This is a genomic window from Paucibacter aquatile (genome assembly GCF_002885975.1).
GTDB classification, from domain to species: domain Bacteria; phylum Pseudomonadota; class Gammaproteobacteria; order Burkholderiales; family Burkholderiaceae_C; genus Paucibacter_A; species Paucibacter_A aquatilis.
Genome location: NZ_POSP01000003.1, coordinates 3,085,206 through 3,103,034, shown reverse-complemented (window position 1 = coordinate 3,103,034; position 17,829 = coordinate 3,085,206). Strand labels below are relative to the sequence as shown.

Below are 17,829 nucleotides of genomic sequence, written 5' to 3'. Positions count from 1 at the left end.
CCTGGCGCAGCACGGTGGCGCGCTCACCCAGGGCGCGGGCGCTCCAGACCTCGTGGCCGGCAGCCAGGGCTGCCACCGTGGCAGCCACGCCTGCAGCGGGCGCGCTTTCGGCGGTCAGCACGGCGGGCACGGCCGGGGCCGGCACCAGGGGCAGGGCGCAGAAACGATAGAGGTAGTTCGGGCCGCCCGCCTTGGGGCCGGTACCGGACATGCCTTCGCCGCCAAAGGGCTGGACGCCAACGACCGCGCCGATGATGTTGCGGTTGACATAGACGTTACCGATGCGGGCCTTGTCGGCCAGGCGCAGGGCGCGGCTATCGATGCGGGTCTGGATGCCCAGGGTCAGGCCATAGCCCAGGGCATTGATCTGTTCGACCACGGCATCCACATCGCCACCCCAGCGCACCACATGCAGCACCGGGCCGAAGATTTCCTGGCGCAGGGCGCTGATGGCGGGGATCTCGAAAGCCACTGGCTGGATCAGGCGCGGCAGCGCGTCGTGCACCGGGGCCTCGGCGATCAGCTTGGCCTCGCGCTTGAGACGGGCCACATTCTTGGCGATGTTGTCGAAGGCCTCGTCGTCGATGACCGGGCCGACATCGGTGGCCAGCTCGGCCGGGCGACCGACCCACAGCTCTTGCAGCGCGCCCTTGAGCATCTCGATCACGCCATCGGCAATGCTCTCGTGCACGCACAGCAGGCGCAGGGCCGAGCAGCGCTGGCCGGCCGAGCGGAAGGCCGACTGCACCACGGCATCGACCACCTGCTCGGGCAGGGCGGTCGAGTCGACCACCATGGCGTTGATGCCACCGGTTTCGGCGATCAGAGGCACGACGGCGCCTTCCTTGGCGGCCAGGGTGCGGTTGATGATCTGGGCCACTTGCGTGGAGCCGGTGAAGCAGACGCCGGCCGTCTGCGGCGCCGCCACCAGGCCGGCGCCGACAGTTTCGCCAGCGCCATGCAGCAGCTGCAGCGCGCTCTGCGGCACGCCGGCGGCGTAGAGCAGCTCGACGAACTGCTTGGCAACATAAGGCGTTTGTTCAGCGGGCTTGGCGGCCACGGTATTGCCCGTCACCAGGGCGGCGACGACCTGGCCGGCAAAGATGGCCAGGGGGAAGTTCCAGGGGCTGATGCAGACGAAGACACCGCGGCCTTGCATGCGCGGGCCGTCTTGCTCGGCCTGGTCGGCGTAGTAGCGCAGGAAATCGACGGCTTCGCGGACTTCGGCCACGCAGTCGCCCTGGGTCTTGTAGGCTTCCTTGACCAGCAGGGCGCAGAACTCGTGGATGCGGCCATCGAGCGCATCAGCGGCGCGGCGCAGGATGTCGGCGCGCTCATGCGCAGGCGTGATGTTCCAGGCGCTGAAACCGGCTTGCAGCTGGGCCATGGCGGCCGCCACGTCCTCGGCCGTGGCCTCGGGCACGGGCTGGACTTCCGTGCGAGCCAGGGCGTCGAGGTAGACCTGGCGCTGGGCCAGATCGGTCAGGTCGGCGCCGGTGGAATTGGCACGGCCCTGGCCCTTGGGATCCTGGTAGAGCGCGCGCGGCAGCGGCAGGGCGCTGTAGGGCTGCACCTGCTCCAGCGGCGAGCCGAGCAGCTCGGGCACCTGGACGTTGACGTCGGCCAGCTGATGGACGAAAGACGAGTTGGCGCCGTTCTCCAGCAGGCGGCGCACCAGATAGGCCAGCAGGTCGCGGTGCTCGCCGACCGGGGCGTAGACGCGGCAGGGGATGGTGCCGGCCCTGAGCACCTCGCGGTACACGCCTTCACCCATGCCGTGCAGGCGCTGCATCTCGAACTTGGCGTTGGCCGTCTTGGCCATCTGCACGATGGCGGCGATGGTGCCGGCGTTGTGGCTGGCGAACTGCGGGTAGATCACATCGGCGTGCTGGATCAGGGCCTGGGCACAGGCCAGATAGGACACATCGGTGTGCTGCTTGTGGGTGAACACGGGGTAGGCGGCCAGACCCAGCTCCTGGGCGCGCTTGATCTCACCGTCCCAGTACGCCCCCTTGACCAGGCGCACCATGAAGCGCAGATGGTGCTTCTTGGCGATGGCGGCCACCTCGTGGATGACGGCCAGGGCGCGGGTCTGGTAGGCCTGCACGGCCAGGCCGAAGCCGCGCCATTGCGGGTAATGCGTGGCGATGCGGGCGGCCAGGGCGTCCAGCACATCGAGCGAGAGTTCGAGGCGGTCGACTTCTTCAGCGTCGATGGTCAGGTTGATATTGGCCTGCGCGGCCAGGGTGATCAGCTCCCAGACGCGCGGCAGCAGCTCGGCGAACACGCGCTCGCGCTGTAGCACTTCGTAGCGCGAGAACAGGGCGCTGAGCTTGATCGAGATGCCATCGGCCGACTCGGGCGAATCCGCCTTGGCGCCGGCGGCAATCGCCTTGATCGCGCCGATGTAAGCCGCGTGGTAGCGGCGCGCATCGGCTTCGGTGCGAGCGCCCTCGCCCAGCATGTCGTAGCTGAAGCGCAGCATGGGCTGGGCTTTGCGCGCCGAAGCGGCCTCGTCCATGGCCTCGCCGATATTGCGGCCCAGCACGAACTGGCGACCCAGCAGCTGGATGGCGCGCACGGTGGCGCTCACCACGGTCTGCGCGCCCAGGCGGGTCAGCAGGCCGCCCTGGCCTTCGGCATCGGGCAGGAATTTCTTGGACAGGGAAATGGCCGAGGCCGAAAGGCTGGACCAGAGCTTGTGCGGGCCGTCCGAGCCGCCGTCAAACTGGCCGCGGCCCAGCTGGTCGGCCGTCAGGGCGATGGCGGTGGGCGCATCGGGCACGCGCAGCAGGGCTTCGGCCAGGCGCATCAGGGCCAGGCCTTCCGAGCTGGTGATGGGGTATTCGCGCAGCAGCGATTCCATGGCCCAAAAGGGCGCGGGGTTGGCGCGCACCTGCTCCACCCAGGGGCGGGCTTGTTCGATGACGGCGGGCCAGTTCAGGCCGGCGCCCAGGCTCTGGGCCAGCGCGTTGACCACGCCGATCTCGTCGCGGTAGGGGTCGGGCAGGCGGGCGGCTTCGGGCGGCAGGGCGAAAGCGGTCATGAAAAACCTCGTAATGGGCGAAACTAGCGAAGCGTCGAACTTTATGTGGGCTGGCCCTGAATTAAATTCAGAACATCAGCACACGCCTAGTCGAAAATTCAGCATGAGCAGCGACACCCCCACCCTGGACAAGACCGATGCCCGCATCCTGCGTGTGCTGCAGGCAGACGGCCGCATCTCCAATCTGAAGCTGGCCGAGGCCGTGCACCTCTCCCCCACCGCCGTGCTCGAGCGCGTCAAGCGCCTGACCCGCGAGGGCTACATCCTGGGCTATGAAGCGCGGCTCAACCCCGAAAAACTGGGCGCGGCCATGCTGGTCTTCATCGAAATCCTGCTCGACCGCACGGTACAGGACGTGATGGACAACTTCAAGGCCGCCGTCCAAGCCCGCCCTGAGATCCTGGAATGCCACCTCGTGGCCGGCGGCTTCGACTACCTGCTCAAGACCCGTGTGTCCGATATGGGCGCCTACCGCGAGTTCATCGGCAGTGTCATCTGGACCCTGCCCGGCGTGCGCGAGACGCGGACCTATGCGGTGATGGAGGAGGTGAAGAACACGACGGCGTTGCCGATTTGAGCGGCAAGCGACCGCCCCAAGTTCAGCCCCCAGCGGCCGGCAAGGCACGCAGGCCCAGGCGGCCCATGCCCAAGGACCCGACCAAGGCACCCGATGTCTTGCTGAACACGACTGCGCTGAAGCGGCAGCCCAGATTTTTGAACACGGCCATGGAGGGCACATTGGTAGCCCGCACATGGGTGACCAGGCGGCTCAGGCCCTGCTCCCGCATGCCCTGCTCGGTGGCGGCGATCAGCAGCTGCGCCGCGCCCCGGCGGCGGAACTCGGGCCAGGTGTAGAGGAAACCGAGGAAACCGTCGCCCGCGGACAGATGCAGGGCCAGCTTGGGATCGTCCACCGCACAGACCGGGCCGGTTTCGATATTGAGCTGGGCCACCACCGCCTCGCCACACAGCAGGACATGGATGCTGCAGCCGCGCTGCAGCAGACGCTCGGGTTCCGGCCCCGACTGAGCGGCGATCTGCGTGGCCGTGCCGGCCGGCAGGCGCGCCAGATCAGCCAGGCTGGAGAGGCGCTGATAGGCCCAGCCCTCCGGCAACTCTGGCGCCGCCGCAGCCGGCAGGGCCTTGCTGGCGAAGCGAAACACCTCCAGCCCGCTGAGCAGCTTGAAAGCGAAGAACGCCGAGGCCGTGAGGCCGCCCGGGCCGAGCAGGAAAGACAGGCGTTGATTCATGCGGCGGCAGTGGCTCAGGCCAGCGAATCCAGGCGGACCGTCCAGGTCGGCAGGGCTTTCTTGGCCACCCAGGCCAGCAGGCCACCGATCAAGCCCGGCTTGAACAACATCACGTCATGCAGCAAGGACGCCTCCTGCGCACCCCAGCGCTGCTTGTAGCCCGAGTCGCCCTGGCCCCAGTCCAGCAAGCGCTTGCCACGCGCGACAGCGTCCTGCAGCACATCAAAGGTCAGGATGGAACCGGGGCTGTGGCTCTTCCATTGTTCGTCGTAGGAGTTGGCGATGATGTAGACCGCGGTCTCGGTCTCCAGATGCGCCGAGAACGCCACCGGCTGGCCGCCGCAGCGCAGCACCCAGAACACCGCCTCCGAGTGGCCATCGGGCTGCTCACCCATCAGCGCCCAGAAACGCTGGTTGGCCGGGCCGATGAACTTGAGTTCGCCGCCCTTCTTGGCCAGCCAGGATTGCGACTCGATGCCGGCCAGGGTGTCGAGGATGTCGAGCGAGCGGCCCATCACATGGCGCTCCACGCTGAGCTCGCCCACCGTCTTGCCCAGGCGCCGGCGCGAATACTCGATGTTCTTGATCAGCGAGTTGCTGAACTTGGGCTTGAGTCCTTCCATGCCTTGCGAGAGATCCAGCTCGAAGACCGCACCGGTTTCCCGGCACAGCGCGCGCCAGCCTTGGCGGCTCAGTTCACGCAGGACGGAGTGCAAAGCGACATCGCGGCTGGACACCGGCCCGAAGCGCAGCACGGCGCCGGGCGGATGGGCAGCCAACTCGCGCCCCAGCGCTTCGGCCGCCGCCAGGCCAGGCTCTTTCTGCGCCCCCACAAACAGGGTTCGGAACGGCCAGTAATAGCCCGCCAGCGAGTGGATGGAAAACAGCGCGATCTTCTGCTTGGCGAAAGGCACAAAGGCCTGGATGGCGCCGTGCTCACGGCTCACCACATGGCACAGCGGGCCACTCCAGCCACGCCCGGGCAAAAAGGCCTGGGCCCAAGCACGCAGACTCCTGGGGCTGCAAAAGGCCTGGTCCTTGAGCTGGTGCGTTGGCCAGGTACCGGTTTGAGACAAGGCCTCGTCACTGATGAGCGCTGGGCCCTCCGATGTTTTCATGTAGCTTCCGACTCAAGAATCAAAACCCGGCGCACCGGCGGCAGCAAAGCCTCAGGCACCGAAGCGCATCCACTGGCGGATGCGTGTCTTCAAATTGTGGCGCTCGAGAAACTCGCCGAATTTCTCGACCGCGGCATTGAAATGGCGATGCCCCTGCACCAGCAACCAATGGGCCAGACTGCGGCGAATGAAAAACACATCGGCACATTGCCGATGGCCGGTGGCGAACAGCTTTTTGTGCTCGGATTCGCCCTCGGTGAAATCGAAATACTTGTGCTTGCCTTCGGCAAAAATGGTTTCCAGCGCCTGCCACTGCAGCACCGTGCCGACCGACAGTTTCATGAAACTGGGGTCGTAGCCCAGATAGGAATACACCAGCACGCCTTCTTCGATCGGGCAGTACAGATAAGAAACGGGTTTGCCCTCGTGGAAGATGATGTAGGCGCGCACGAGATCCTGCGCCGCCAGTTGCATCACCTCGGCCGTGAATGCCTCTGAATTGGGAATCCCGGCGTCGAGCAGTTTCTCCTGATAGGTCAGGGCCGACACCTGGCGGGCCAGTTTCAGAAACTCACCCATCTCCTCGGGGCGTGTGTACTGGCGCCAATCCAGGCTGCCACCACAATGCTCGGCAAATTTCTTGATCTTGCGGTTGATGGTCGAACGCGTCTTGGCCGAAAACTTGGCCTTGTAGTCTTCAAAAGACTGGTTCAGGTCGATGAAATAACGCGGGTAATGCTGGCGGACATACACCAGATAATCACCCTGCGTGCTCAACACGGGCAAGGTGGCCTGCACCGGCAGCGAGCGAATCAGGTAACCCGCGCAATCGGCCGGCAAGGCGCGATCCGGCGCCACGGGCTGCAACACCGGCTCACCGGGGTCGGACAGGCGCACCTGGCTGCATTGCAGGTTCAAATTGAAGCGAAACCAAGTCCAGTCGCTGAACTGAAACTTGAAAGGTACCTGCGCGACAAACCAGGAATTCACTGATATCTCCGGCGATACGCTTGTTCCAGCGTTCGCATCCCGGTTTTCCAGCGTGTGGAAGCCAAGGGCAAGGGTTGGGTTTGCACCGTGCGGGCGTTCAAGCCATGAAAGCCTGACATATTGAAATGGGCACGATTGTCGCTGACGAAACGGCACAGCTTTTCGAGGCGTTTGACGACCACCGCATCGGCCCGGTTCTTGGCCGGATTCAGCAACTCAAAGTTGTGCGAGAGGATGACGAACTCGGACTGGCCGCGCTCCAGCGCCTGCCAGAGCAGGGTTTCCATCTCGGCGCTGGAGGAGGCCGTCAGCTGCGCGTGGCGCAGGCGGCCAAAGCCGTCGTCATAGACGGTCATCGGATGCTCCAGCACGCCATCGAAAGCGCAGCAATCGGTCAGCAGGGTTCCAGGCACCAGGCCGCTGTCCGGGCCAAACATGGTGGCGTTGTAGCTGGAGTCGTGGACGATGCCATGCGCCTGCAAGGCCTGCAGGGTCAGGTGATTGAAGCCAAAGCTGCCGGCGCGGAAGGCATTGGGGCGCCGGGCGCCCGCCTGGGCCAGGTAGTCCAGGCCGATGCCGATCAGCTGGGTCTGCTCGGCCAGATCGAACATGCGCAGGTACTGCCGCTTGTGCGTGCTGTTGGGCAGGATGGTGTTCGGCCGGCCCTCGTCCACCCACTCGGTGTGCAGATGCAGCTGCACCTCATGGCCGGCGGCCTCAATCATGCCAACGATCTCTCGCAGCGGCTCGATACCGAAGCGCGCAGCGAACAGGGGCTCGACAAAGAACACCCCCGTCAGGCCATGGTCACTGAGCAGTTTCAGTTGGAAGGGCAGGCCAAAGTTTCCGGCCGCCGTCGGCCCGTACACATAGCTCTGGAAGGCGGCGGGGAACTTGGAATCGATATCGTTCCAACCGTCACACCACACCTCCACATCGACTGTGTAAAAAACATTGAGCATCAGCAGATCCGTTCCGTCCTTTTCGCGCTGCGGCAGCATACGCGACTTGCTTGAACTTTCTGCTCGCGGCAGGCCCTCGCTTGCGGGTGCCTCCGCGTGAATTCGACCGCTGATCCAGCCTCATTTCTTTTCGGTGGGCACGCCGGTCAAGTCCCCCTCTTCTGGGGGGATGCCTCAGCGAACACCCCCCCACCCTCCCCCATCGCACGCCCCGAAGTGTGATGGGAAGCACGAATCGCGTCGCCGAATATGAATTCCAGACGCCGGCGCAGGCTACTCAGCCTGGCAGCCGGCAGCGGCAACACAAGCAAGCCCTCTGGAGACTTTCATCATGCGCATCCATGCTGCCCTGCCCCCGGCCACACTCCAACGCAAGGCCCCGCTTCCAGGCGACGCTGCCGAGCCGATTCACAGCTGTGGCTGGTTCGAATCGTCCTACGAGCTGAGCCAGGGCCTGCAGGTCACCGAAGGCGGCGATGATGACGAAGGTCTGCTGGCCGAACTGTGCATCGCGACGCTCAGCTTCATGCCGATCTCGGCTGGGTCTCTGGGTGACGCCGCCAAGCCGACCTGCCACTGAGGCCCCTCAAGCCAACACTCAAGACGTCGGCTCTTGCAGGTGCTGCAGTTCCGGCCCAGCCTCGGGCTCCTGAAGATCCCGCCGATCGACCGGCTGCTGACGGCCCGACAACTGCAGCGCCCAATGGGTGACCCAATCATGGCTGCGTGACGGCGGCGCCATCGAGGGCATCAGCAGCAAGAGCGCCAAGGCAGCCATGGGCAGACCGCGCGGCAAACCGCGCCGCAGCGTCGGCGCCAGCCACAAGCTGGCGCCACTGGCCACGGCGCCGAGCAGAAAACCGGTCACCGACTCTGAAACAGAGTGCGCACCAACTTTCAGGCGTGAGTAAGCAATCAAAGCCGCCAGCGCGTAGGACAAGCCAATCCAAGCCCAAGTAGCGGTCGAAAACCGACCTCGGTCGGATTCACGATCCGCCCGAACCGAGACAGCCGGAGAAGCCGCCAGCGCCAGCCAGGTCAGCAGGGGCAAGACCGCTGCGGCGAACATGGAATGCCCGGAAAAACCGGTGAAATCCCAGCGCGCGATGCCCAGGCCCCAGCCCATGAAAGCCAGCTTGCTGGCCGTGGTCACGCCGATCACAGCGGCCAACAAGGCCAGAGCGCGCCAGGCCCAGGCCCTTTGGGCGGCGCGCGCTCCCGCACTGCGCCAGACCCAGGCCAGGCCCAACAAGGCCAGCGGAAGTAGAAACTGCGCCTCGCCCAGGCGGGTCAGCCAGGGCCACAGCGTGACGGCGGAAGATGCAAAGCCCCAATTCATCGTGCCGATCCTAGCGCCTGCACGCGCCCTCAGCGGTCGGCGCCGGGCGCTCCGCGCGCTTCAGCGAGACCTCTGCCACGCAGAACCCTCGCCTGAAACCGGACCGACGATCACAGCGTCTTCATCGAGAGGGTGCCGTCCTCGGTGATCAGGCTGAGGCTCATGAAAGGGCCGAGGCTGCCATCGGCCAGCACCTGGTGGCATTGGCTGCCCACCCGGGTGAAGCCACTGGCCACCACTTTGGAACTGCGATTCAGACACAGCAGGACCCGACCGCCCTCTTCCTTCAGCTGCCAGGTGTCGACGTAATTGGCCTCCACAGCGGCGCCCGGCGCGCAACTGACGTACTCGAACCCGCTGCCATTGGCGCCACTGTCGCCGACCTTGGCCGCGCGCGAGAAGCTGCCCTTGGTCTGGGCCTGCTCGCAGGTGTCATCGCTGCGTGCGCTGACCGCCTCGGTCTGCATCACGGTCGCGTCAAAAAACAGCTCGCCCATGGTGTTGGTGGTCTGCCCATTGACCGTCAGCTTCATCTCTTGCTGCGTGTAGGTGTAGGCCTTGCCATTGACCGGGAACACCGCCGTGCCCGTCTTGGGCGCCACGCTCAGGACCGCGCTGACCGGCACAGCGCCAACAGTTCCGCTCAAGCTCCAGCTCTGGGCCTTGGTGTAGTACTGGCTCATCGTCGCCTGCAAGTCATAGCTGCTGGGCTTGACCGGCTCAGGCGTCGTGTCGTTCCCCCCACCGCCGCCGCCGCAACCCTGGATCAATCCCAGGCTCAAGGTCAGGGCAGCCCAAAGACTGGTGCGCGTGGGGACAGACGAAAACAAAGATGTGTTTGAAGCAGAGGTCGGCTGGAAGAACATGGAGGCGCTCGCAAGCAGGGAGTCAATCGGCGGCCGGATTGCAGCCCGGCTCACCTTCGCAGTCCATCACCCGAAATGGGGAGACTTCAGTACAACTCCGGCACCACCATCTCCGGCGGCACGGGTTGGCGTTCGTAATCCTCGTGTCGCTCGCGCGAGGGCAGGATGACCGGCGGGTGCGGGATCTCGTGGTACGGCATCTGGGCCAGCAAATGGGCCATGCAGTTCAGGCGGGCCTTTTTCTTATCGTCGGCCTGCACCACCCACCAGGGCGCCTCTGCAATGTGGGTGCGCTCCATCATCACTTCCTTGGCCTTGGTGTAGTCCTCCCAGCGGCGGCGCGACTCCAGGTCCATGGGGCTGAGCTTCCACTGCTTGAGCGGGTCGTGGATGCGGCCCAGGAAGCGGGTGTGCTGTTCCTCGTCGGAGATCGAGAACCAGTACTTGATGACCTGGATGCCGGCGCGCACCAGCATTTTTTCGAACTCGGGCACCGAGCGGAAGAACTCCTCGTACTCGTCGTCGCTGCAAAAGCCCATGACCCGCTCGACGCCGGCGCGGTTGTACCAGCTGCGATCAAACAGCACGATCTCGCCACCGGCTGGCAGATGAGAGATGTAGCGCTGGAAATACCACTGCGTGCGCTCGCGGTCGTTCGGTGCGGGCAATGCCGCCACCCGGCAGACGCGCGGGTTCAGGCGCTGGGTGATGCGCTTGATCACGCCGCCCTTGCCCGCGGCGTCGCGGCCCTCAAAGATGATGACGGCCTTGTGCTTGCTGGCCACCACCCAGTCCTGCAGCTTGACCAGCTCGCCCTGCAGGCGGAACAGCTCCTGGAAATAGGCGCGGCGCTGCAGGCGCTGCTCGGGCGTGAAGCGGCTGCGGATCGCGTCTTCATCGAAGCCGCGGTCGTCAATCTCCATCTCCAGCTCTTCGTCATAGCTGTCGATCAGGTCCGCCTGCATGCGCTGCATCAGGTCGGCGGGGTCCACATTCGAGTTCGGCGGCGTGCTCATGGTTGGGCGGAAAGAAGGGAGGGGGGAACACAGAGGGAGCAAAGAAAGCGCCCACCTCGACATGGACAGCCTGCCTGCGCGGCATGACAGGCGCGTGAACTCAGGCCTTCACCAGCTCCAGCGCTGGTTGCTGCCGCCGTTGCAGCTCCACAGCAGCACCGGCTGCTTGGGCCGAGCGCGGCCTTCCTTGATGTCCAGGCATTTGCCGTTCATGCGGCTGCGGATCTCGCTGCCCTGACGGGTCCAGCGCTGGTTGACGCCGCCGCTACAGGGCCAGGCGATCACGCGCGCGCCGTCCTCGCGGTTGCCTTCGGCCACATCGAGACACATGCCGCCCACGCGCAGCTCGCCGCGGTTGCTCCAGCTGAAGCGCTGGTTGTTGCCGCCGTGGCAGTTGAAGACGATGGCCTCGGTGCCGCGCTCGACCCGGCCCGACATGTCCAGGCACAGGCCGTCCTTGCCGCGGATCTGGCCGCTGCCCCATTGCGGGCGGTCCGGGCCCTGCCAGTCACCGTCGTTGTTGTTGCTGTTGTTGTCTTTGTCCTTGCCCGATTTGGAGGCCAGCAGGGCAATGGCCGCCACGGCCGCCACACCCGCCACCACGGCACCGGTGCTGATGCCCGAAGACTCCCTGCCACCGTCTTCGCCGTTGATGGCATCGCCAAACAGCTTGAAGCGAGCCGAGCAGCCGTCATTGACCCAGAGCTCGCGGTTGCTGAGGTCGAAGCCCCAGCTGCGGTTGAAGCGGCAGGCACCGCTGATCTGATGGTCCAGCTCCACATCGCGCACGCCTTCGTCGAGGCGCAGGCTTTCATAACGGCCGCTGGAGCGCAGCTCCACGGTCTTGAGTTCCACGCCGCGATCACGCGGCTCCGCAGCCCAGGCGGGCGCGACAGGCGCCGCGAGCAGCGCGAACGCACTCAGGCTGCAAACAATGGAACGACGCGGGTGCTGGGGGCTCATGCGGGTTTCTCCTCGGGCAGAACTGGGCTGCCAGCGGCAAGCCACCCCGGGAGCGTAACGCAAGGCCGAGGCGGTCTCCGCCATCTCGCCCCGCCGAGCGTGCACCAGCCGGCTCAAGCCAGCTGCAAATGCCGCAGCGTGCGGCGCGGCCCGTCGGGCAAGGCATGTGGGGTCAGCACAAAGTCCTCGGCCGGCATGGGGCGGCCGTAGTGCCAGCCCTGGGCCCAGTCGCAGCCCTCGCGCTGCAGCCAGGCGGCCTGCTCGGCGGTTTCCACGCCCTCGGCCAGCACATCGAGGTTGAGGCTGCGCGCCAGCACGATGACGGTGCGGGCGATCGCCGCCACATGGGCGTCCTGGCCCAGCTCGGAGACGAAGCTGCGGTCGATCTTGAGCGTGCGCACCGGCATGCGGCGCAGATAGGACAGCGAGGAATAGCCGGTGCCGAAGTCGTCGATGGCAACCCGCACGCCGCGCGCGGTCAGCGCGCCCAGCAGCTCGATGGCGGCCTCGGCGTCCTCCAGCAGCAGGCTTTCGGTCACCTCCAGCTCCAGGGCCTGGGCCGGGCAGCCAGTCTCGGCCAGGATGAAGTCCACGGTCTCGATGAAGTCGGGCTGGCGCAGCTGGCGCGCCGACACATTGACGGCCACCTGCTGCGGCTTGCCCGGCTGGCCCTGCCAGCGCGCGGCCTGGGCGCAGGCGGTTTCCAGCACCCAGCGGCCGATCGGGATGATCAGGCCGGTGTCCTCAGCCAGGGGGATGAACTCGGCCGGCGAGATCGGCCCGCGGGTCGGGTGGCGCCAGCGCAGCAAGGCCTCGGCGCCGATCAGGGCGCCGTCGGACAGGCGCACCTGGGGCTGGTATTCCAGGCGGAACTGCGCCGCCTCATTGGCATGGCGCAGGGCATGGGTCAGCTCAAAGCGCTGCTGCACCGCCTGGGTCAGCTCGGGCCGATAGGCCTGCACAGTGTTGCGGGCATGGGCCTTGGCCCGGCACATGGCCGCCTCGGCATTGCGCAGCAGCTCGTCCACGCTGACGCCATCGGCCGGGAACAAGGCCAGGCCGATGCTGGCGCCCAGGGTGAAGCTCTTGTCGCCCAGCAAGATGGGCTCGCGCATGGCGTCGATCAGGCGCTCACCCAGGCGCATGGAGGTCTCTTCGTCCACCAGGCCGGACAGCACGACCACGAACTCGTCCGCGCCCACCCGGGCCACCGAGTCGCTGGCGCGCACCACATTGATGAAGCGGGCAGCGGTTTCCTTGAGCACGGCGTCGCCGGCGGCATGGCCGGCGATGTCGTTGACGTCGCGGAAGCCGTCGAGGTCGATGTAGAGCACGGCCACGCAGGTGTGGTCGCGCTGGGCCAGGCCGACCTGGCGCTCGATGCGGTCGCGCAGCAGGGCCAGATTGGGCAGGCCGGTCAGGCGGTCATGCAGCTTCTGGTGCAGCAGCTCGGCCTCGGTCTTCTTGATGCGCGAGATGTCGGTCAGCACCGAGAGGTAATGCGGCTGGCCGTGGCTTTCGGCCGGCGGCACCTTGACGATGGTGCCCCAGAGCGGCACGGTCTCGCCGTTCTTGTGGCGGTCGGTCAACTCGCCGCTCCATTTGCCGTGGGCCTCGACCTCGGCCCAGAGGCGCTCGAGGAAGTCCGGGTCCTGCTCATTGAGGCGCAGGTAATGCGGCATGCTGCCTTCCAGCTCCTCGCAGCTGTAGCCGGTGATGGCGCACAGGGCCGGGTTGACGTCGCGGATGCGCAGATCGGCATCCATCACCATGATGCCTTCGCCGCAGTGCTCGAAGACCGTCACCGCGCGGTGCAGCTGGCTCATGGCCTCGCGCAGGGCGGTGACATCGCGCGCCACCCCGACCTGACCCAGGCACTGGCCCTCGTCGAACACCGGCGCCTGCACCACGTCCAGGCAGGCCCGGCTGCCATCGGCCTGGGTCAGCCAGCTCAGGGTGCGCTGCGGGCCGGGCTTGCCCGGTGGCTGCGGGCCCAGGGCCTGGCTCCAGGCCGGGCGCTCGGCCAGCTGCTCGTCACGGCGGCCCACCAGATCGGCTTCGCGCAGGCCTGTGCATTGCTCGAAAGCCGGATTGCAGCCCTCGTAAGCGCCATTGGCATCCTTGAAATAGACCGGGTCGGGAATGGCATTGAGCAAGGCGCTCAGCTTGGTGCGTTCGCGCCGCACCAGCAGCAACTCGGCGCGGCGCTGGCGCAGCTTGAGGCGCTGGAACTGCACCAGGCCCAGCACCAAACCCAGGCCGAGGGCGCCCAGCAGGCCAAACACGCTGAGCCAGAACATGGGGCTGCGCAGGTCCAGGGCGATCACATCGCCGCCGCTCACCTGCGCCCAAGCCGCCGGGGTGCAGCCCAGCAGCCAGATCGTGCGTGCCGCCGGTCGCAGTCGCGCCCGCCAGCGTTGAAAAAATTCGCTCATGCCTGAAACCCGTCTCGTCGGTCAGGACTCGCCTTGCGTCACCGCGGGGTCACCGCTGAGCGCTGCGTCTTGCCTGTTGTGATGTGTCGATCCGACGTCACCCCGCACCACAGGTGACCCCTCGTTCTCGCCGTTTCGGTAGTGTCCGCGGCGCGCTTGAGGGTGGCTAGGGTTTACAGGGACGCTGCGAGCCGGGTTCCCTGCAAGATTGCACGCTTTGCATCCAATTCGCCGGCCTCGAGTGCGCCGCCGATCACATGGACGCGGGCGCCTGCCGCACGCAGCGGTGCTTCCAGCTCGCGCAGCGGCTCCTGGCCGGCGCACAAGATGATGCTGTCGCAGGCGATCAGCTGGCTGTCGGCATGCTTCTCGCCGTAGCTGACCCACAGGCCTTCGGGGGTGATGGCCTCGTAGTTGACGCCGGACAGCATCTCCACCTGCTTCATCTTCAGCGCGGCGCGGTGGATCCAGCCCGTGGTCTTGCCCAGGCCGGCGCCCGGCTTGCCGGCGCGGCGCTGCAGCAGGGTGATGGCGCGGGCCGGCGCGGCCGGCTCGGGCCGCACATAGCCGGCACGCAGCTGGACCGGATCACCCACACCCCATTCGCGCTGCCAGGCGGCCAGGTCCTGCGTCAGCGAGTGGCCGTCCTCCGCGCCCGCTTCGGCCAGGTACTCGGCCACATCAAAGCCGATGCCGCCGGCGCCAACGATGGCCACGCGCGCGCCCACGGGCTTCTTGTGCCGCAGCACGTCGATGTAAGTCAAGACCTGACCCCGTGCCTGGCCTTCGGCCTGGCCTTTGATGCGAGGGTCGCGCGGCGTCACGCCGGTGGCCAGCAGCACTTCGTCAAAGCCCAGCAGCGCGTCGGCATCGACACGGCGGTTCAGGTGCAGCTGCACACCGGTCAGCTCGATGCGGCGCGCGAAATAACGCAGGGTCTCGCGGAACTCTTCCTTGCCCGGGATGCGGCTGGCCATGGTGAATTGGCCGCCGATCTGCGCCGCGGCGTCGAAGAGGTGAACCTCATGCCCGCGCTCGGCCAGGGTGGTGGCCGCCGCCAGACCCGAGGGGCCGGCGCCGACCACGGCGACCTTCTTGCGCGGCGCCTTCAGCGCGGCAATCGGGATGATGGGCAGCTCCTGCTCGTGGCAGGCACGCGGGTTGACCAGGCAGGAGGCGATCTTCTGCTGGAAGGCATGGTCGAGGCAGGCCTGGTTGCAGGCGATGCAGGTGTTGATCTCGTCGGCGCGACCCTCGCGCGCCTTCTTCACAAAAGCCGGGTCGGCCAGGAAAGGCCGGGCCATGCTGACCATATCGGCCGCGCCCTCGGCCAGCAGGTTCTCGGCCACCTCCGGCATATTGATGCGGTTGCTGGTGATCACCGGCGTGGTGATGCCCTCGGCACGCAGGGCCGCGCGCAGCTGGGCGGTCACGCCGGCAAAGGCCGCGCGCGGCACCGAGGTGGCGATGGTGGGCACGCGCGCCTCATGCCAGCCGATGCCGGTGTTGATAAGCGTCGCGCCGGCCTTGACCACGCCGCGCGCCAGCTGCAGCACCTCGTCCCAGCTGCTGCCGTCGGGGATCAGGTCCAGCATGGACAGGCGGTAGATGATGATGAAGTCCGGCCCCACGGCCTCGCGCATGCGGGTGAGGATCTCGAGCGCGAAGCGCATGCGATTGGCGTAGCTGCCGCCCCAGGCGTCCTGGCGGTGGTTGGTGTGGGTGACCAGGAACTGGTTGATCAGATAGCCCTCGGAGCCCATCACCTCGACGCCGTCATAGCCGGCCTCGCGGGCCAGCTTGGCGCAACGGATGAAGGCGCGGATCTGCCGCTCGATGCCGCGGGCCGAGAGCTCGCGCGGCGTGAACGGCGTGATCGGCGACTGGATGCGCGAGGGCGCCACGCACAGCGGCGAATAGCCATAGCGGCCGGTGTGCAGGATCTGCAGGGCGATCTTGCCGCCCTCGGCATGCACGGCCTCGGTGACCACCCGGTGGCGGCGCGCCGCGCCGCTGGTGGCCAGGGTGCCGGCGAAAGGCTTGGTCCAGCCCTCGATATTGGGCGCATAGCCGCCGGTCACCATCAGGCCCACCTCGCCGCGCGCGCGCTCGGCGAAATAGGCGGCCATGCGGTCAAAGTGCTTGCGGCCATCTTCCAGGCCGGTGTGCATGCTGCCCATCAGCACGCGGTTCTTCAGCGTGGTGAAGCCCAGGTCCAGCGGTTCAAGCAGGTGCGGGTAGTTCATGGCGGCGGCTCGCTGAAGGTGGCTCTTGGTGGCAGGACAAAAAGGCTGCGGGCGATGCTAGCAGCGCACCCCTGCGGTGCGCGCCGTCGGGCGGGGCTTTGGAGAGCTGCCCCCAAATGTAAAGAAGCGGCCCAGCAACACAAGTTCACTGCGGCGACACAGGGGCACATGGGCGAGCAACACGCAGCCCGCCCAATCGCGCCGGTACGCCCTGCCCCGATTCCTTTCTTCTCTCTTCTCTATTTTTCGGAGTTCTCCTCGATGCGATTCAAGCAAATCTGGGGCTCAGGCCTGAGCTGCCTGGCCCTGAGCGCGGTCACCCTTCTGAGCGCCTGCGGCGGCGGCAGTGGCAGCAGCAGCAACACCCAAGTCCGCCTGCTCAATGCCAGCGTGGGCTACAGCTCGCTGGACCTGGCCGTCAACAGCACGACGCTCAACACCGGCGTGGCTTACGGCAACGTGGGCAGCTATGCCAGCGTCGACATCAACGCCACCAGCTCGCAGATCCAGACCACCGGCGTGGGCGCCACCGTGGCCAACCTGACCCCCACTCTGGCGGCCGACAGCCACTACACCTTGATCGCCTACGGCTGGGGCGGCGCGGTGCGCAACAGCCTGCTGCAGGAGACCGAGACCGCCCCCGATGCCAACAAGAGCAAGCTGCTGGTCTTGAACCTGGCGCCCGATGCCGGCGCGCTGGACGTCTACATCACCGCCGCCAACAACAGCGACAGCCTGGAGACCGCCACCCCGGTGGACAGCGCCATCGCCGGCGGCACCGGCAGCGGCTACAACACCCTGAACTCCGGGACCTTCCGCATCACCCTGACCGGCAGCGGCAAGCCCAGCGACATCCGCCTCGACCTGCCCAGCGTCACGCTGGAATCCACCGGCGTGGCCACCCTCGTGGCCACCGCCACCTCCGGCGGCCGCCTGGTCAATGGCATGGTGCTCAAGCAGCAGGGCGCCGTCAGCAACCTGCCCACCACCAAGGCGCGGGTACGCGTGGCCGCCACCCTGGCCGGCTCCGCCTCGGTGAACGCCAGCATCGGCGGCCAGAGCGTGCTGCCCTCCACCCTGGCGCCGCAGATCGGTGCCTACACCACGGTGGAGGCCGGCGCCCCGGTGCTGGACCTGCGCGTCAACGGCATCGCGCTGAACACCAGCAACCCCACGCTCAAGGCCGGCGGCGACTACACCCTGCTGGTCTGGGGCACAGCCGCCAGCCCGCAGCTCAGCGTGCTCAGCGATGACAACCGCCTGCCCACCGCCAGCGGCACCGCCAAGATCCGGCTGATCAATGGCCTCTCGGGCGCCAACACCGGCCTGGGCATGGCGCTGGACTACAGCAGCATCGCCAGCAACATCACGCCGGGCAGCGCCTCCAGCGCCGCCGTGGTCAACGCCAGCGCCACCGCCTCCCTGCTGACCGTGAACTCGCCCGCCTCCGCCACCGCCATCTACAGCAACGCCAGCCTGATCGTGCCGACCAGCGCGGTGTTCAGCCTGTTCATGATGGGCGACCCGGCGGCGCCGATCGGCCAATTGGTGCGCGACGACCGTTGAGCACCTGAGGCGGGGTGTTTGGCTGGCAAGAT

13 protein-coding genes and 1 pseudogene are annotated in these 17,829 nt (G+C 66.8%); 3 read left to right on the top strand and 11 right to left on the bottom strand.

The features are described from left to right. Positions 1 to 61 precede the first annotated feature (61 nt). Positions 62 to 3,046: pseudogene (locus C1O66_RS16475) on the bottom strand (L-glutamate gamma-semialdehyde dehydrogenase); the annotation flags it as partial. A 103-nt stretch (positions 3,047 to 3,149) separates the two neighbouring features. Here C1O66_RS16475 and C1O66_RS16470 point away from each other — a divergent pair. After that, positions 3,150 to 3,623: an Lrp/AsnC ligand binding domain-containing protein gene (locus tag C1O66_RS16470; RefSeq protein WP_102768881.1), complete on the top strand. Its 474-nt coding sequence runs from the start codon at positions 3,150 to 3,152 to the stop codon at positions 3,621 to 3,623. 22 nt (positions 3,624 to 3,645) lie between these two features. On the opposite strand, the gene C1O66_RS16465 is transcribed toward C1O66_RS16470, so the two are convergent. The 4 genes from C1O66_RS16465 to C1O66_RS24450 all read right to left on the bottom strand — a co-directional run bounded on the left by C1O66_RS16465 (position 3,646) and on the right by C1O66_RS24450 (position 7,405). Next, a complete protein-coding gene (locus C1O66_RS16465) occupies positions 3,646 to 4,296 on the bottom strand; it encodes a GNAT family N-acetyltransferase (RefSeq protein WP_102768880.1) in 651 nt (216 codons plus the stop codon). A gap of 14 nt (positions 4,297 to 4,310) precedes the next feature. Next, positions 4,311 to 5,414 (bottom strand): GNAT family N-acetyltransferase, encoded by a 1,104-nt coding sequence (locus C1O66_RS16460; protein WP_102768879.1) that lies wholly within the window; start codon positions 5,412 to 5,414, stop codon positions 4,311 to 4,313. A 51-nt stretch (positions 5,415 to 5,465) separates the two neighbouring features. Continuing rightward, a complete protein-coding gene (locus C1O66_RS24455; protein WP_223696638.1) occupies positions 5,466 to 6,167 on the bottom strand; it encodes a GNAT family N-acetyltransferase in 702 nt (233 codons plus the stop codon). 233 nt (positions 6,168 to 6,400) lie between these two features. After that, positions 6,401 to 7,405, bottom strand: coding sequence for a polysaccharide deacetylase family protein (locus C1O66_RS24450; protein ID WP_243392831.1), 1,005 nt, complete (start codon positions 7,403 to 7,405; stop codon positions 6,401 to 6,403). A gap of 292 nt (positions 7,406 to 7,697) precedes the next feature. On the opposite strand from C1O66_RS24450, the gene C1O66_RS16445 reads away from it, so the two are divergent. Continuing rightward, on the top strand, positions 7,698 to 7,946 hold the full coding sequence (locus tag C1O66_RS16445; protein ID WP_102768877.1) for a hypothetical protein: 249 nt from the start codon (positions 7,698 to 7,700) through the stop codon (positions 7,944 to 7,946). Between the two features lie 18 nt (positions 7,947 to 7,964). Here C1O66_RS16445 and C1O66_RS16440 read toward each other — a convergent pair whose 3' ends face one another. The 6 genes from C1O66_RS16440 to C1O66_RS16415 all read right to left on the bottom strand — a co-directional run bounded on the left by C1O66_RS16440 (position 7,965) and on the right by C1O66_RS16415 (position 16,231). Next, on the bottom strand, positions 7,965 to 8,705 hold the full coding sequence (locus C1O66_RS16440; protein WP_102768876.1) for a phosphatase PAP2 family protein: 741 nt from the start codon (positions 8,703 to 8,705) through the stop codon (positions 7,965 to 7,967). Between the two features lie 110 nt (positions 8,706 to 8,815). After that, positions 8,816 to 9,487, bottom strand: a complete 672-nt coding sequence (locus tag C1O66_RS16435; protein WP_133155253.1) for a hypothetical protein — start codon at positions 9,485 to 9,487, stop codon at positions 8,816 to 8,818. Between the two features lie 170 nt (positions 9,488 to 9,657). Beyond that, positions 9,658 to 10,545, bottom strand: coding sequence for a polyphosphate kinase 2 (gene ppk2 / locus C1O66_RS16430; RefSeq protein WP_394341043.1), 888 nt, complete (start codon positions 10,543 to 10,545; stop codon positions 9,658 to 9,660). Positions 10,546 to 10,695: 150 nt separating this feature from the next. Then, positions 10,696 to 11,550, bottom strand: a complete 855-nt coding sequence (locus C1O66_RS16425) for a lectin (protein WP_165794644.1) — start codon at positions 11,548 to 11,550, stop codon at positions 10,696 to 10,698. Between the two features lie 113 nt (positions 11,551 to 11,663). Continuing rightward, positions 11,664 to 13,985, bottom strand: coding sequence for a putative bifunctional diguanylate cyclase/phosphodiesterase (locus C1O66_RS16420; protein WP_102768872.1), 2,322 nt, complete (start codon positions 13,983 to 13,985; stop codon positions 11,664 to 11,666). 173 nt (positions 13,986 to 14,158) lie between these two features. Further along, positions 14,159 to 16,231 (bottom strand): NADPH-dependent 2,4-dienoyl-CoA reductase, encoded by a 2,073-nt coding sequence (locus C1O66_RS16415; RefSeq protein WP_102768871.1) that lies wholly within the window; start codon positions 16,229 to 16,231, stop codon positions 14,159 to 14,161. 261 nt (positions 16,232 to 16,492) lie between these two features. Here C1O66_RS16415 and C1O66_RS16410 point away from each other — a divergent pair, with 261 nt between their 5' ends. Further along, positions 16,493 to 17,797 (top strand): DUF4397 domain-containing protein, encoded by a 1,305-nt coding sequence (locus C1O66_RS16410; RefSeq protein ID WP_165794643.1) that lies wholly within the window; start codon positions 16,493 to 16,495, stop codon positions 17,795 to 17,797. The last annotated feature ends 32 nt before the right edge of the window (positions 17,798 to 17,829 follow it).

What these genes read in the sequence shown, in the direction of transcription:
- C1O66_RS16470 (WP_102768881.1), top strand. Translation starts at nt 3,150, where the DNA reads ATGAGCAGCGACACCCCCACCCTGGACAAGACCGATGCCCGCATCCTG.
- C1O66_RS16465 (WP_102768880.1), bottom strand. Translation starts at nt 4,296, where the DNA reads ATGAATCAACGCCTGTCTTTCCTGCTCGGCCCGGGCGGCCTCACGGCC.
- C1O66_RS16460 (WP_102768879.1), bottom strand. Translation starts at nt 5,414, where the DNA reads ATGAAAACATCGGAGGGCCCAGCGCTCATCAGTGACGAGGCCTTGTCT.
- C1O66_RS24450 (WP_243392831.1), bottom strand. Translation starts at nt 7,405, where the DNA reads ATGCTGCCGCAGCGCGAAAAGGACGGAACGGATCTGCTGATGCTCAAT.
- C1O66_RS16445 (WP_102768877.1), top strand. Translation starts at nt 7,698, where the DNA reads ATGCGCATCCATGCTGCCCTGCCCCCGGCCACACTCCAACGCAAGGCC.
- C1O66_RS16440 (WP_102768876.1), bottom strand. Translation starts at nt 8,705, where the DNA reads ATGAATTGGGGCTTTGCATCTTCCGCCGTCACGCTGTGGCCCTGGCTG.
- ppk2 (WP_394341043.1), bottom strand. Translation starts at nt 10,545, where the DNA reads ATGCAGCGCATGCAGGCGGACCTGATCGACAGCTATGACGAAGAGCTG.
- C1O66_RS16425 (WP_165794644.1), bottom strand. Translation starts at nt 11,550, where the DNA reads ATGAGCCCCCAGCACCCGCGTCGTTCCATTGTTTGCAGCCTGAGTGCG.
- C1O66_RS16420 (WP_102768872.1), bottom strand. Translation starts at nt 13,985, where the DNA reads ATGAGCGAATTTTTTCAACGCTGGCGGGCGCGACTGCGACCGGCGGCA.
- C1O66_RS16415 (WP_102768871.1), bottom strand. Translation starts at nt 16,231, where the DNA reads ATGAACTACCCGCACCTGCTTGAACCGCTGGACCTGGGCTTCACCACG.
- C1O66_RS16410 (WP_165794643.1), top strand. Translation starts at nt 16,493, where the DNA reads ATGCGATTCAAGCAAATCTGGGGCTCAGGCCTGAGCTGCCTGGCCCTG.